A 14,604-nucleotide genomic window follows, 5' to 3' on the forward strand; every position below is an offset into this window, starting at 1 on the left:
ATGATCATCCTCGGGAAGGTGCGCCCACTTTCAGGCCGCCTCCTCGGGCCTCATCCACAGGTATTGATCATTGCTCCGCCACACCAATCACCAACGCCACCTGCTGTTTCCACGGCGTCGCGCCGACCAGCTGGCCGGTCTTGAGGTCCTGCAGATTGTCGTTGGAGATGGTGGCGACGCCGAAGGTGATGGCGGCGGCGAACAGCGTGAACGCCACGAGCGCGGTGGACTGCCCGCTGTCGGCCCGCCCGAACACCACCTTGATCAACACCGCGGCGATGAGCACCGTCAAGATGCCGACGCCGGAGATCGGGCTGTTCGACGAACCGATCAGCCCGGCCATGTACCCGCACACCGACGCGATGACCAGCCCGATGACGAAGATGAACACCAGGCTCGCCGCGATGATCCCGGCCGAATGCCCCTGCAGCACAGTGCCGCGACTGAAATCCCACAGCAGCACGGCGATCGGCAGCAGCATCACCACGACGGTGCCGACGACCATGGGGAAGGGGATGTCGCGCTCGGTGAGCTCGACGACCTGACCCTGCCGGCGGTCCCGCGCCGACACCAGCGCATCGGTGACGCCCTTGAGGATCGGCCGCAGGATCTTGAGCAGCGTCCAGATCGCCGCGACGGCAATGGCTCCGGCGCCGACGAACCGCACCTCGTGCACGAAGATGCCGTCGATGATGTCGCCGATCGGTTCACTGCCGGTGAGCGCCCCGTTGGTGCGGATGGGCAGCAGCACCCCGAACGAGATGACGAGCCCGACGAGCATCGCGATGCCGACCGTCATGCCGATCAGGTGCCCGACGCCGATCATCGCCATCGAGAGCCCGGCGCTGAACATCGTCCCGCCCACACCGATACGGGTATATGCGGTAACCGAATTCGCGAGCAGCTTGAGGTTGGCCAGCAACCCGAACGCGGCCGACACGACCGACCCGAACGTGATGACCTTCAGCCCGGTGCGGTTGGCCTCCACGCCTTCGGTGCCGTCGCCGACCTTGAGCACCTCGGCGGCGGCAACGCCCTCGGGGTAGGGCAGATCGGTTCCCGTGACCAGGGCCCGGCGCAGCGGTATGGAGTACATGACGCCGAGCGTGCCGCCGACGGCGCACACCGCGACCGTGGTCCAGTACGGGAAGCCGGTCCACCAGCCGATCATGATCAGGCCGGGCAGTACGAAGATGATCGCCGACAGCGTGCCCGCCGCCGACGCCACCGTCTGCACGATGTTGTTCTCGACGATCGAGTGGTTGGCGAAGCTGCGCAGCACCGCCATCGAGATCACCGCGGCCGGGATGGCGGTGGCGAACGTCAGGCCGACCTTAAGTCCGAGATAGACGTTGGCAGCGGTGAACACGAGCGTGATGACACCGCCGAGCAGGATGCCGCGGACGGTCAGTTCACGCAGCGTCGGGGTGGCGGGGGTCGTGACGGCCAACGCGTCGTCCTCTCTCTTGGGTGCTCTACACCGTAAGCGTTGAGGGACGAAGCGTGCTCACCTTCGGGGAGGCTAGCTCTCCGCTGCCGCCACCAACGACCGCAGCTTGATCGACGGGTTGTCGCGCTGGAACCCTTCGAGGCGCCACGGCGTCGAGAACAGCACCAGCATGACGCCGTCGGAACGGGTCAGCACCTCGCAAGACACCTGCTTGCTCATGAACTCGGCGTCCTCGGGCTCGACGACCCGCGCCACCTGGTACGGCAGCGACTCGAGCGAGATGGCCGCGCCGATCTCGGTCGCCATGCGGTGCGCGGCGACCTCGAACTGCATGGGGCCGACGGCCGCGAAGACGGGCGCCTGCTCACCGCGCTTGTCCGAGCGCAGCACCTGGACGACACCTTCTTGATCGAGCTGCTCGATGCCCTTGCGGAACTGCTTGTGCTTGCTCGGATCCTTGCCGCGGACCACGGAGAAGTACTCGGGGGAGAAGCTCGGAATCGGCGGAAACTCCACGGGCACATCGCGATACAGCGTGTCGCCGGGGCGCAGCGCCGCCGCGTTGGCCAGGCCGATCACATCACCGGGCCAGGCGTCGTCGAGCGTCGAGCGTTGCTGGCCGAACACCGACTGCGCGTACTTGGTCACGAACGGCTTGCCGGTCCCGGCGTGGGTCAGCACATCGCCGCGCTCGAACGTGCCCGAGCAGACCCGCGCGTAGGCGATGCGGTCGCGGTGCGAGGTGTCCATACCGGCCTGCACCTTGAACACGAACGCGCTGAACGGCGAATCCACCGGGCGCGGCTCGCCCGCGACATCGCGGATCGCGCCGGGCGACGGCGCCAGGTCGACCAGCACGTCCAGCAGCTGGTTGACGCCGAAGTTCAGCGCGGCCGAGGTGAACAGCACAGGCGAGGACTCGCCGGACAGGAAGGTCTCGCGGTCGTAGTCCGAGCCGTCCATCGACAGCAGTTCGGACTCTTCGACGGCGGTGTCCCAGTCACCCTCGGCGGCGTCGTGCGCCTTGTCGGCGGGAATGTGCTCCTCCGGCGCGGCGGTCGCGCCACCGGCGGTGCGGGTGAAGCGGATGTAGTGGCCCTTGCGGCGATCCATCACACCCTTGAAATCGCCGGCGATGCCCACCGGCCAGGTCAGCGGCGTCGTCCGCAGCCCGATGCGCTCGTGGATCTCGTCCATCAGCTCCAGCGCGTGCCGGCCCGGGCGGTCCCACTTGTTGATCACCGTGATGATCGGGATGCCGCGGTGCTTACACACCTGGAACAGCTTCAGGGTCTGCGGCTCAAGGCCTTTCGCGGCGTCGATGAGCATCACGGCGCAGTCGACGGCCGTCAGCACCCGGTAGGTGTCCTCCGAGAAGTCGGCGTGGCCGGGGGTGTCCAGCAGGTTGATGACGCAGTCGCGGTACGGAAACTGCAGCGCCGTCGAGGTGATCGAGATGCCACGGGCCTTCTCCATCTCCATCCAGTCCGACACCGTCGACTTGCGGCCCGCCTTGCCGTGGATCGCGCCGGCCTCGCTGATCACCCGGGCGTGCAGGGCCAGCGCCTCGGTCAGCGTCGATTTACCGGCGTCAGGGTGGCTGATGACGGCGAACGTGCGGCGACGGGCGGCTTCAGCGGCGACCCGGCTGGCGGTGCGGGCGTCGGAGGCGGAACTGGCGGCGGGGGCGGTCTCGGTCATGGCACCCGCCATGGTATTGGCCGACCAGGCAAAACCTGTAATCGCGGCGGCGTGACCTGCGGGTTTTGCCTACGGGCGGAACCGGCACAGCAGGCGGCGGACGGCGCTGCCCGGCTCCGGTGGCCGCCGGCTCACATACGGCCACGGATCGTTGCGCTCCGGTACCGACGCCGTCCGGACCAGCTTGAGCTGTGTCCGCAGATGCCGGCGCAGCTCGTGCAGGCTGGGATCGGCCCAGCGGTTGACGGCCTCGATCGGGTCGGAGGTCAGGTCGTAGAGCTCCCACTGGTCGTCGAGCGGGTCGGTGCGGTAGGTGTCGCCGCCGCGGCTGTTGGCCGCCAGATGCCGCACGCCCGGTTCGGTCCAGGTCGCCGGATCATCGAAGGTGCGGACCAGCTTCCACAGGTGCCCGGAGCCGCCCGCGGCCTCGGCGTTGGTGACGCGCGAGACCAGCCCCTCGAAGTTGGCCGCGACGTTCGCGGGCACCTTGATCCGCAGCAGCGCAGGCGGATTCGTGTTGGCGCCGATCGCCTGTGCCGCGCCCGAGGCGCCGGTGTCACCCTCGAGGATGTTGTCGCGCGTCATCAGGTAGATGGTCCGATCCTGTTCGGCCGCAGCACCATTCACCACCGGCATGAGGTCGCGGCCGGGCAGCGGATGCACCTCGGTGAACGAGGTGGCCAGTGTTTCGGACACGGCGGCGACGTCGACGCCGGCGGCGCCGAGCAGCGTCGGCACCAGGTCGACGTGGGAGGTGGGCGCGTTGACTTCGCGCGGGGCGGTCGCGTCGGCGCCGATCCGGGCGATGACGAACGGCACGCGCGTCGCCTCGTCGTACAGGTTGAACCACTTCTGGTGCAGCCCGCCGTGCGCGCCGAGCAGGTCGCCGTGATCGGAAGTCCGCACCAGCACGGCGTTTTCGGATCCGTTCTCGGTGACGGCGCGGCGCACCCGATCGAGCGGGCCGTCGACCTCGGCGTGCAGCCGGTAGTAGAGGTCGCGGTACTGCTGGGCGTTGCGCCGGTAGGTGCGTTCGATCACCGCGGCCGGGCCGTAACCGGAGTAGTAGGCCTCGCGGAAGGCGGCCTGTGCGGCCGGCTTGTCGCTCAGATCCTCCGTGGCGGTCGGCGCCGCAGGCACGTGCGGCGGCTCGAGGACGGGGTAGTCGAGCAGCGGACTGCGGCGCACCCAGGCCGGGAACAGCACGATGTCATGGGGATTGACGAAGCTGGCCACGAGCAGGAACGGCCGCAGCGCCTCCGGGTCGCCGGCGCGTCGCCGCGCGTAGCGGTCTTCGAGCCAGGCGACGACGCGGTCGGCCACCAGCGGGTCCCGCCGAAAACCGCTGTTGGACATGGCCGCTCCGTGCGGTTCGGGCCCGACCCAGCCGGAGAAGCCGTACGGCCCGAGCGGATCGGCGTCGAGGTAGGCCTGCACGGCCACGGGGTCGACGACACCGTCGGCGTCGTTGGTGGCGAGCGGCTTGCCGGTCTTGGGGTCCTCGAGGTCGGCGTGCGAGATGTGCCACTTGCCGTCGTAGTGCGTGTCGTACCCGGCGGCGCGCAGCCAGTTGCCCAGCGTCGGCACCTCGCCCTGGCGCAGCCACCGCAGCCGCGAGTCGTCGTACCGCTTGCCGAGGCCGTCGGTCTGCGTGACGCCGTGCAGGTCGGGGTACTGGCCGGTGAAGAGCGTCGGCCGGCTGGGCGCACACGCCAGCGAGCCGGTGTAGTGCCGCGTGAAGCGCACGCCGTTCTCGTCGAACCACCGCCGGCCCGTGAGGGTCCGGTGACGCCAGTCGAGAACGTCGTCGGTTTCGTACGGCGGGATGGCGCGCTCTTCGTCGGTCATGAGGATGACGATGTCGGGCCGCTGGTCCGTCATCTCGGTGCTCCCATCGGAGGAATGGGCCCCGACTGCGGGGCTACCCCGCTATCCAACACGAGCGGCGAGCACGGCGACGCAAATTGGCGCGATCGACAAATAACGTTCTGTTAACTCTCATGACTCGCGCCCCAGTGGGCTGCTGCGGCCCCAAATCTACAGTGCCGCAACAGCGCCCGGCGCGGCGATCGCTAGTCGAATTGACCGGCCAGAAACTCCGCCCGCGCGGCGCTGCGGGCCAGCTTTCCCGAGGTCGTACGCGGGATGCGGCCGGCCGCGACCAGCCGCACCTCGGCGACGCGGACCTGGTGATGACGCGACACTGCGGCCCGCACCGCCTCGGCCACCGGCCCCAATTCGGCGCGGCCCGCACCCACCGCGCGCTCGGCCACCACGACCAGTTGTTCACCCGAATCACCAGGCACAGCAAAGGCTGTCACGTAGCCGGAGCGCACGGCGGGCGACGCCTTGCTGACGGTCGCCTCGATGTCCTGCGGGTAGTGGTTGCGCCCGTCGACGATGACGAGATCCTTGATGCGGCCGGTCACGAACAGCTCGCCGCCGACGTAAACGCCCAGATCGCCTGTCGCCAACCACAATGCGTTGTCCTCGGCGCCGTCGGCGTGGCTGACGGTCTGGCGGGTCTGCAGCTTGTTGCCGAACACCCGCTCGGACTCCTCGGGCCGGCCGAAGTAACCGCGGCCGATGTTGTTGCCGTGCAACCAGATTTCGCCGACGACGCCGTCGGGGGCCTCGTCGCCGTCGGGGGTCACGATCGTCACCCACTGGTCGGGGATGGCCTGCCCGCACGACACGTGGGGGACGGCGCCGTCCGCGTGCCGGCCGACGACGACGGCCCGGCCCGCTGCGAGCTCCTCGCGGTCCAGATATGTGGCGCACGGCTTTTCGTCCGCGCCGATGCTGGCGACCGACAGCGTGGCCTCGGCCATGCCGTACGACGGCTTGACCACCGTCTCGGGCAGCCCGTACGGCGTGAACGCGTCCATGAACTGCTCGATGGACGGTAGCGTCACCGGCTCGGAACCGTTGAGCAGCGTCACCACATTGCTGAGGTCGAGCGGCTCACCGGCGGGCGGCAGGCCGCGCTGCGCACACAGTTCGAAGGCGAAATTGGGTGCGGCCGCGAACGTCCGGCCGTGTGCGGCCTCGTCGGCCAGGCGCCGGATCCACCGGTAGGGCCGCCGCACGAACGCCATGGGGTCCATCAGGCTGATCTGTCCGCCGCACAGCGCGGGGAACATGATCATGATCAGGCCCATGTCGTGATAGAGCGGCAGCCAGCTGACACTGCGGATGTCGGTGTCCAGGCCGCCGGCCAGGATCATCTGAATGACGTTGGTGCACACGTTCCGATGCGTGATCTCCACGCCGGCGGGGGTGCGCGTCGAGCCCGAGGTGTACTGCAGGTACGCGACATCGTCGGTGTGAGCGTCCGGGGCGACGTACATCTCGGCGAGGGTGTCCGGCACGGCGTCGACAGCGATCACTCGCGGGCGCTGCGCGGCGGGCAGCGTCTTGATGAACGTGCGGACCGCTTCGGCGGCCGCGGTGGTGGTCAGCACCACCGACGGCTTGGCATCGGCCAGGACCGCGGCGAGGCGCTCGGCGTGCCCGGCCAGGGCGGGCGCGAACAGCGGGACGGCGATGTTCCCGGCGTGCACGGCCGCGAAGAACGCCGCGACGTAGTCGACGCCCTGGGGCGCGAGGATCGCGACCCGGTCGCGGGGCGCGGTGACCTGCTGGAGCCGGGCCGCGACGGCGTTGACCTGAGCCCACAGGCCGTTCCAGCTCAGTTCGATGATCTCGCCGTCGGGGTTCTGCGCGTAGTCGATGAACCGGTACGACGGGCTGTCGCCCATCGCCGCGCGGTTGCGTTCCAGGAACGACGTCAGCGTGATGCCGTCAGGTATGACGATCCGGCCGTCCGGCTGAACGTATTGGTCCAGCGATTCAGCTGCGCCAATAATGCTGTGACTCAAGGCTTCCCGACCCATATGTCGACACTAGTAGCGGGGCTAACTAACCGACGAGTCCAATAACGGTGAAAGTCGCCACTGCGGGAATAGTGATGTGACGCGGCCCACCGACGATGGGCGCCCGATCGCGGTCTGGTCGGCGGCGACCGCGAGATTTATTCCCGCAGATATACCCCCACCGGGTACTATGATTTGCAGACCGATACTTGAACCGGAGGCCGACGTGACGCATCGCAGCACGCGATTACACGTCGTCGGCGTGCTTGCTCTGATCGCGGGCATTATCGGCATGCATTCGCTGATCGTCACGTCGGCGCACGGCTCGGCGCACCATCCGCAGGCGGCTGTGCATCAGCACGCGAGTGCCCCGGCGATGCAAACGTCCTTGTCGGATGCCTGCGACTGCAGCGGACACAACGGTTTTCACGCCTGCGTCTTCGTCATGACCGAGCTGCTAACCATTCTGGGTCTGGCTTTGCTGTACTGGCTCGGCGTCGCGCCCGAGCGCAGCGTGCAGGCCCGTATTCGACAGGCGTTGCGGCGCAGGCAAAGAGCCCCGCCGTGGACGGTGCTCACCCTCGCGGAACTGTCGCTCCTCCGAATCTGATGGGCCGCGCCCCGCGTCGACCCAGCCAATTCTCAAGGAGTTCAACCATGTTCAAAATCGCATCTATCGCCACCGCTGTTGCAGCCGGAACCGCTGCTGCCATCGCGCTCGCGGCCTGTAGCCCGCCGAACGAGCAGGCCTCGACGGTTTCCGCCACTACGTCGTCCATGCCGATGTCGGGCCACGACATGCCCGGGCACTCGATGCCGGGGATGTCGGGTTCCAGTACCAGCGCTGCGCCGGCCGCCAACTTCAACGACGCCGACGTCATGTTCCTGCAGATGATGTACCCGCACCACGCCCAAGCCGTCGAGATGGCCAAGCTGGTGCCGACCCGCTCGCAGAACCAGCAGGTCAAGGATCTCGCCGCGGCCATCGAGAAGGCCCAGGCCCCCGAGATGCAGCAGATGACGACGCTGCTGGCCGGCTTTGGCAAGCCCGCGCCGTCGGCCACGATGAGCCACTCGATGCCGGGCCTGATGACCCCGCAGCAGATGACCGAACTGACGGGCCTGTCCGGCGCGGCGTTCGACAAGATGTGGCTGCAGATGATGGTCGAGCATCACCAGGGCGCCATCACCATGGCCAACGACGAGCTGAAGAACGGCACCAACGCCGGCGCCAAGGCCATGGCTCAGTCGATCGTCACGGCACAGCAGGCCGAGATCGCCACGATGAACGGCATGCTCGCCAAGATGTGACGGCGGTGCCGGGGCCACTAGCCGGTTTCGGCCTCGGCACCTTTCGCTGGGAAGCGTCAACTTTCCCTGACCCAGTCAGGGAAAGTTGACGCCTCCAGATCGCATGTGTCACAAGGCCGCCCGACACGCCGATCGCGACACGCCGCAAGGGCCTAGATCATGTCCTTCTCCGTCAGCCACCGCATGACGGGCCAGCCGATGAACACCGGCAGCCAGCACGTCAGCACCCGGTAGAGCAGTACCGACGGCACCGCGACGGCGGCGGGGAGGCCGAACGCGGCCAGACCACCGATCAACGCGGCCTCCACGGCGCCGACGCCGCCGGGGGTCGGGGCGGCTGACGCGAGCGTCCCACCGATCATCGTGACGACGCACACCGTCACGAACGACGTCGACCCGCCGAAGGCCTCGACGCTCGCCCACAGTGCCAGCGCGGCACCCAAAGTCGTTGCGGCACAGCCCAAGACGATCAGCCCGAGGCGGCGCGGCTCGCGGGCGAGGTTGACCAGGTCGGCCCACACCTCGGTCAGCCGCGGCCGCACCGAGGTGCCGAGCCAATGCCGGGCCCGGGGCACCAACATGAACGTGCCGACCACACCCAGGGCCGCACCGGCGATCAGATACAGGACCGTCGAGGACGGGACGAAGTGCGACAGATCGGCCGATGCGCCGGCGGCGGCGCTGAAGAAGATCAGCAGCGCCACGTGCGTGAGCACCTGAACCGACTGCTGCAGCGCGACGGCGGCCGTCGCACGCAAGGCGCCGAGCCCGGCCTTCTGCAGGAACCTCGTGCTGAGCGCCAGGCCGCCGACGCCGGCGGGCGTCGTCGTCGCGGCGAAGGTGTTGGCCACCTGCATGATGGTCAGGTTCTTGAAACTCACCGACTCCGAGGCGCTGGCCCACAGCGCCGCCGCCGCACCGACATACGTCAGCGCCGACACCCCGAGGCCGAGCAGTGCCCACCACCAGTTGGCGGACCGCAGTTCGGAGAAGAACGTCGGCACCGTGCTGATGAACGGGTAGGCGACGTACACCAGCGCGATGAGCAGGACCAGCTGGATGACCTGGTTGCGGGTGAAGCGGGTGATGGTCTCGGTCTGGATGCGGTCGGCGCCGGTCTGGTGCTTCACCTCGTCGCGGGCCGCGGTGATCACGGCGCGGGAATCGGGTATCGACTCCCGCAGCCGCAGCGGCATCGCCGACTTCGTCAGCCGGCGCGACGCGGTCAGCACGGTGTCCTCGCCGAACTGCTCGATGGCGGCGGCGACGGCCTCCTCGGCGCCGTACATGGCGGTCGTCGTCACCAGCAGCTGTGCCACGTCCGATTGCAGCTGCACGTCGGACGCGCCGTACTCGGAGTTGCCCAAACCGCCGAACAGGACCGTGCGGCCGTCGACCGTGAGTTCCGCCGCGCGCAGGTCGCCGTGCGAGATCTGATGGTGGTGCAGCGCGCCCAGCGCGTGCCACACGTCGGCGACGGGCGTCTCGTTGGTCAGCGGCACGCCGCTTGCCGGGGTGTGCGCGAACATCGTCCAGCCGCGGTCGAGGGCCGCGAGCGCGATGGTCCGGGTGTTGGCCAGGTCGAGGTCGCCGACCGCGATGGTCATGAGCGCGCGGTGCTCGACGGCGCGGCGCATCGAGGTCTGCAGGGGAGCGGTCTCGTCGTTGCGCAGGGTGATCTTGCGCCAGAGCTGGCTCATCGCGCCGCCCACGCGCTGGTTCGGTCCGTACAGTTCGACGACGGCGCGCGTGCCGTCGGCCGAGTCGGCGCTGAGCACCAGGGGCCCGGTGCCGGCGGGCCGGATGACCGTCAGCGCCGACACCTCGAACTGGCGGCGGGCCAGCGCCTGGACACCGCCCGCCAGCGGAACCTCCAGCGCCGGGGTACCGCTGACCAGGACCACGAGCGCGCCGACGAACCACCCGACGGCCAGGCCGAGCAGTGACCGGGCCGGCACGATGGCGCTGACGACAAGGTGGATCGGCACGAATGCCAGCAGCAGCGTCCACCACCAGCGGCGCAGCCGGGCGGGCTGCCAGGGGCCGGACACCGTCAGCACCGCGGCCAGCAGCGCGATCCAGCGAGGGTCGTCGAGGAATTGGGAGAAGACGGTGTTGAGGCGGTCGGACAGGTCGAAGTGCCAGTTGGGCGCCGCGATGCCGTTGGAGTTGATGGACAGCGACAGCACGGCGACGAGGCCCGCGGTGGCGTAGGGGCCCAGCAGCTTCCATTGCCGCGTGACCAGGAGGCTCAGCAGGATGACGAACGGCAGCGCCAGGATCGCGATGGCGTACGCGATGTAGACCAGATTCGACTGCGTCGGCGTGAGCACGCCGACGATCCGGGACACCGACCGTTCCAGCCGCACCCAGTCGTTGCGGGTGATGAGCGAGCTGGTGACAACGGTGACCAGGAACGCCGTTGCAGCCACCAGCCGCAGGATGTCGTTGGTCCGGCGGGTGATCGGTTGCAGCAGGCTGCCCGAGACCGCGACCTCGCGCCCGTCAACCCGCATCAGCCAAGAATCCCAAGGACCGGGGCAGTTGGCGAAATTGGCACGCCGTTATCCGGCCAGCGCCGCACGCAGGAAGTCCCCGCTGACGGCCACTGCGGGCGCCGACGAATCTCCGCCGACCACCAGCGTCGCGAACGCGAGGTCCCCGACGATGCCCGCGAACCAGCCGTGCGAGTGCGTGTTGTCGCCGAATTCCGCGGTGCCGGTCTTCCCGCCGAGCCCGTCGATGTCCTTGAGCGCGGACGCGGTGCCCTCGGTGACGGTCAGGCGCATCATGGCCCGCAGGGCGTCGGCGGTCGGCTTGTCGATTGGGGTCGACGGCGTGCTGGCGGTGGTCTGCTGGCCGGGTAGCAGCGTGGGCGTGATGGTCGACCCGTGCGCGAGGCTGGCCTCGGCGACGGCCAATCCGAACGGGCTGACGGTGACGGTGCCCTGGCCGATGCCGTTCTCGACGCGCTGCGCCGGGGTGTCGGCGTTGGGCACCTTGCCCGTCACCGTGGTGATGCCGGGGATGACGAAGTCGACGCCGATGCCGAGGTTCTTGGCGGTGTTGGGCAGCGCGTCGGCGGGCAGCTTCTCGGCCAGCGCACCCATCGTGGTGTTGCAGGAATGCGCGAAGGCCTGCTCGAGCGGGACGGTGCCGAGGTCGAACTTGTCCTCGTTGGGGATGGTGCGGTTCTCGATGGTCACCGTGCCCGGGCAGGGCTCGGGGGAGTCGGCTTTCGCGAGACCCTTCTCGAGCGCGGCCGCGGTGGTGACGGTCTTGAACGTCGACCCCGGCGGGTACAGGCCGGTGAAGGCGATGGGTCCCTGCGCGTTGGCGGCATCGTTCTGCGCCGCGGCGAGGATGGCGCCGGTGCTGGGGGCGATGGCGACGAGCACGGTCGGGCGGGGATCGGTGGCCACGGCGTGCTGGGCGAGGAGCTGCAGGCGCGGGTCCAGCGTGGTGCGGACGGGTTTGGTGTCGGCGGGGGCGTTGTTCGCGAGCTCGTCGGTGGGTTGCCCTTGATCGTCGACCAGATCCACCGACCAGCCGGCGGTCGCGTCGATGGCCTTCTGCCAGACCTCGGGCAGTCCGCTGATGGCCGGCGAGTGCAGGTTGGGGTCGGCGGTCAGCAGCGCGCCCTGCTTGGTGACGGTGACACCGGGAATCTGGGTGAGCTCGTCGGCGACCTGGCCGAGGTCCGCCTCGCGGAGCTTGACGACGGTGACGCGGTCGTCCTGATTTCCGGTGAACTCGGCTGCGATCGAGTCGGCGGTGATGGTGTCGTCGAACCGGGCAACCACCGGAGCCAGTGCCGCGGCGGAGTCGAGGTGGTCGCGGCTGAGGGTGATGACGCCGACGGTCTGCCAGCTCAGCAGCGGTTGACCGTTGCGGTCGACGACGGGCGTCAGCAGCGCTTTGTCTTCGCTGAACTGAAACGTGCCGCCCTGCCGGAGCTTGGGATGCAAAAGCGCCGGGGCCCAGCGGATTTTCCAGTCCTCACCGACCTTGGTGGCGATAGCCGTTGTGTCGTAACTGAATTCGCGGCCGGGCCCGAATGACCAGGTATAGGCGAGCTTGGCGGTCGACTTGTTGTCGCCGTCGCCGGGTGTGGCCTTGACGTCGAGTGTGGCGTTTTTGCCCATGCCGTCGAACATCGACTTGATGGCCGGTTCCGACGCCCCGGCGTCCGTGGTGTCCTTGGCGGCGGCGCCGGAGTCCTTGCGGTGCAACGCATCAGCAAACGCGTTGAAGGCGTCCTCGGGCTCCGGGCCGCCGAACAGCGAGCAGCCGGTGGAGCCGAGGAGCAGCGTGCAGGTCAGCAGCAGCGCAGTACGTTTCGTCATGACCCTCCGAGCCAACCATGAGTCGCTATGAATTCCGGCGTTGAAACGCTGGGGCGGGCCGGTATCGCGTAGTGTCCGAGCCGATCGATATTCCGCTACCTCGCGGAGCGTATTGAAAGGTCTGACATGAGTGGTGTGGTGGTCACCGGTGGTGCGTCCGGTATCGGCCTGGCGTCGGCCAAGGCCCTGATCGCCGACGGTCGCGCGGTGTCACTGTTCGACATCTCGCCGGAAGTGGTCGCCGTCGCGGACTCACTCGGGGCGCACGGCGTCGTCGTCGACGTGACTGACACCGACTCCCTGGCCGCCGCCGTCGAGCAGGCTGCCGCGGCGATGGACGGCGTCGACGGACTCGTGCATGCCGCGGGCCGGGTGCTGCCGGAGCCGGTCGGGATGTTCACTGTCGAATCGTGGGATGCCGTTGTCGACGTGAACCTGCGCGCACAGGCGCTGCTGTCCCAACTGCTGCTGCCGCATTTCGAGAAGGCCATTGCTGGTGGCGCCGCGCCGGCGGTCGTGGGGATCTCGAGCATCGAAGGGCTGGTTGGCAATCCGTTCATCCCGGCCTACTGCGCATCGAAGGCCGGGCTGCTGGGCTTGACCCGGTCGATGGCAGGTCAGTTGGGCCCGTTGGGAATTCGCGTCAACGCCGTGTGCCCGGGCTTCATCGAGACCCCGATGCTGGCCGATGCGCTGGCCGTTCCTGAGGTGAAGAACGCGTTCCTGGCGGCGGCACCGTTGGGCCGGCTGGGGCAGCCCGAGGAGATCGGGGCGGCCGTCGCGTTCCTCATGTCGCCGAAGGCGTCATTCATCACCGGCACCCAGATCGTGGTCGACGGGGGCGTGACGTCGCGGCACGCTTAGGGGCTTGCGATGAAAAGTGAACCGGTGCAGTCGAATTGGCGTCGTGTTACCGATCTTCCCAAACATGATCGGGGCGAAGGACTTTCAGGTCGGCTGGAAGTCCAACAATGAACGTCGACGCGCTCAGCGCCGCGAAAAACCTTTTGCGATGGCTCATAGGGTTGGTGTGTGGCTCATCTCGATCTGTCAAGGATCAGCTACGGCCTACCTGGCCGTCCGCTTCTCAACAATGTCTCGTTGTGGGTCGGCGAAGGGGAACGTGTCGCACTGATCGGCGCCAACGGTGCGGGCAAGTCGGCACTACTGAAAATCGCGCTTGGGGAGGTCGAGCCCGAGGAGGGCTCGATCGCCCGATCCAGGGGCGTCGGGGTGATGCGGCAGTTCATCGAAGGTGACTAGCCCGGATTTTGCGTGGTAATTGGTGTGGGTTCGGTGTGATGCCGAGTTGTGTTGTTGGGTAGTGGTTTTCGTGTGGTGGCGTAGAGGTGCTGTCCCGTGTCGCCGGGTGGGGCGGGCTTTCCTGGGGCCTGTGGGTCCTTCATCGTTGATGGGTCCGATGGGGTGGGGTGTTATCCGAAGGCGGTGCGGACGCGGTGCCAGGCGGCGGCGATCGCCGCCGCCCAGCGCCAGGTGGCATCGATGCGTAGCCGCAGTTGGCGGGCGCCGCGGGTGATACGGGCGGCCACGTGCAGGACCCGGTAGCGGAACGTGGTGATCTCGACGCGGGCCAGAGCGCGATCGCTGGCGAACCCGATGAGGCGGGTCCAGGTGACCAGGTCAGCGGCGGCCAGGACGATTTCGAGCCAGGCAGCATTGGCCCAGAAGGAGTGGCAGGGCAGGTTACGCAGCCCGGTGGCTTTGAGTTCGCGGATACGGTCCTCGACGCGGGCGTGCTGGCGGTGCCGTAGTTCCAGACCGGCGACCTGACCGGGTACGACACCCGGTGGTGTGTCGGTGATGAACGCGGTGACCCGCATGCGGTCGGCGTCGGTGAACCGCAACTGCGCGCCGGGGTGGGGGCGTTCTTTACGCAGGATCAGCCGGGTCCCTTCGGGCC

General features: G+C 68.4%; 10 protein-coding genes and 1 pseudogene. 4 read left to right on the forward strand and 7 right to left on the reverse strand.

Annotated features, from left to right (window positions below; all coding sequences use genetic code 11):
* Positions 1-79: 79 nt before the first annotated feature.
* From ACJH6J_RS28925 to ACJH6J_RS28940, 4 genes and pseudogenes are all read right to left on the reverse strand, one after another.
* Positions 80-1,450: pseudogene (locus ACJH6J_RS28925) on the reverse strand (OPT family oligopeptide transporter); the annotation flags it as partial.
* A 72-nt stretch (positions 1,451-1,522) separates the two neighbouring features.
* Complete coding sequence (locus tag ACJH6J_RS28930) at positions 1,523-3,151, reverse strand: peptide chain release factor 3 (protein WP_406804929.1); 1,629 nt, start codon at positions 3,149-3,151, stop codon at positions 1,523-1,525.
* A gap of 69 nt (positions 3,152-3,220) precedes the next feature.
* Positions 3,221-5,032: a sulfatase-like hydrolase/transferase gene (locus ACJH6J_RS28935; protein ID WP_406804930.1), complete on the reverse strand. Its 1,812-nt coding sequence runs from the start codon at positions 5,030-5,032 to the stop codon at positions 3,221-3,223.
* Positions 5,033-5,223: 191 nt separating this feature from the next.
* On the reverse strand, positions 5,224-7,047 hold the full coding sequence (locus tag ACJH6J_RS28940) for a fatty acyl-AMP ligase (protein WP_406785080.1): 1,824 nt from the start codon (positions 7,045-7,047) through the stop codon (positions 5,224-5,226).
* A 205-nt stretch (positions 7,048-7,252) separates the two neighbouring features.
* Between ACJH6J_RS28940 and ACJH6J_RS28945 the strand changes: the two genes are divergently transcribed.
* The gene (locus ACJH6J_RS28945; protein WP_406804931.1) at positions 7,253-7,636 is read left to right on the forward strand and encodes a DUF6153 family protein; all 384 of its coding nucleotides are present in this window, start codon (positions 7,253-7,255) and stop codon (positions 7,634-7,636) included.
* 47 nt (positions 7,637-7,683) lie between these two features.
* Positions 7,684-8,337, forward strand: coding sequence for a DUF305 domain-containing protein (locus ACJH6J_RS28950; protein ID WP_406804932.1), 654 nt, complete (start codon positions 7,684-7,686; stop codon positions 8,335-8,337).
* Between the two features lie 152 nt (positions 8,338-8,489).
* On the opposite strand, the gene ACJH6J_RS28955 is transcribed toward ACJH6J_RS28950, so the two are convergent.
* Together ACJH6J_RS28955 and ACJH6J_RS28960 are read right to left on the reverse strand one after the other, a co-directional pair.
* Positions 8,490-10,853, reverse strand: coding sequence for a YbhN family protein (locus tag ACJH6J_RS28955; RefSeq protein ID WP_406804933.1), 2,364 nt, complete (start codon positions 10,851-10,853; stop codon positions 8,490-8,492).
* 48 nt (positions 10,854-10,901) lie between these two features.
* Positions 10,902-12,683 carry a penicillin-binding transpeptidase domain-containing protein gene (locus ACJH6J_RS28960; protein ID WP_406804934.1) on the reverse strand — a complete coding sequence of 594 codons (1,782 nt, stop codon included), beginning with the start codon at positions 12,681-12,683 and terminating at the stop codon, positions 10,902-10,904.
* A 126-nt stretch (positions 12,684-12,809) separates the two neighbouring features.
* Between ACJH6J_RS28960 and ACJH6J_RS28965 the strand changes: the two genes are divergently transcribed.
* Complete coding sequence (locus tag ACJH6J_RS28965) at positions 12,810-13,547, forward strand: SDR family NAD(P)-dependent oxidoreductase (protein WP_406803012.1); 738 nt, start codon at positions 12,810-12,812, stop codon at positions 13,545-13,547.
* A 168-nt stretch (positions 13,548-13,715) separates the two neighbouring features.
* Positions 13,716-13,946 (forward strand): ATP-binding cassette domain-containing protein, encoded by a 231-nt coding sequence (locus ACJH6J_RS28970; protein ID WP_406775977.1) that lies wholly within the window; start codon positions 13,716-13,718, stop codon positions 13,944-13,946.
* A gap of 170 nt (positions 13,947-14,116) precedes the next feature.
* Here ACJH6J_RS28970 and ACJH6J_RS28975 read toward each other — a convergent pair.
* On the reverse strand, positions 14,117-14,604 hold a 488-nt coding region (locus ACJH6J_RS28975; protein ID WP_406804935.1), incomplete at its 5' end, for a transposase.

The organism is Mycobacterium sp. SMC-18 (assembly GCF_045310895.1).
Classification (GTDB): domain Bacteria; phylum Actinomycetota; class Actinomycetes; order Mycobacteriales; family Mycobacteriaceae; genus Mycobacterium.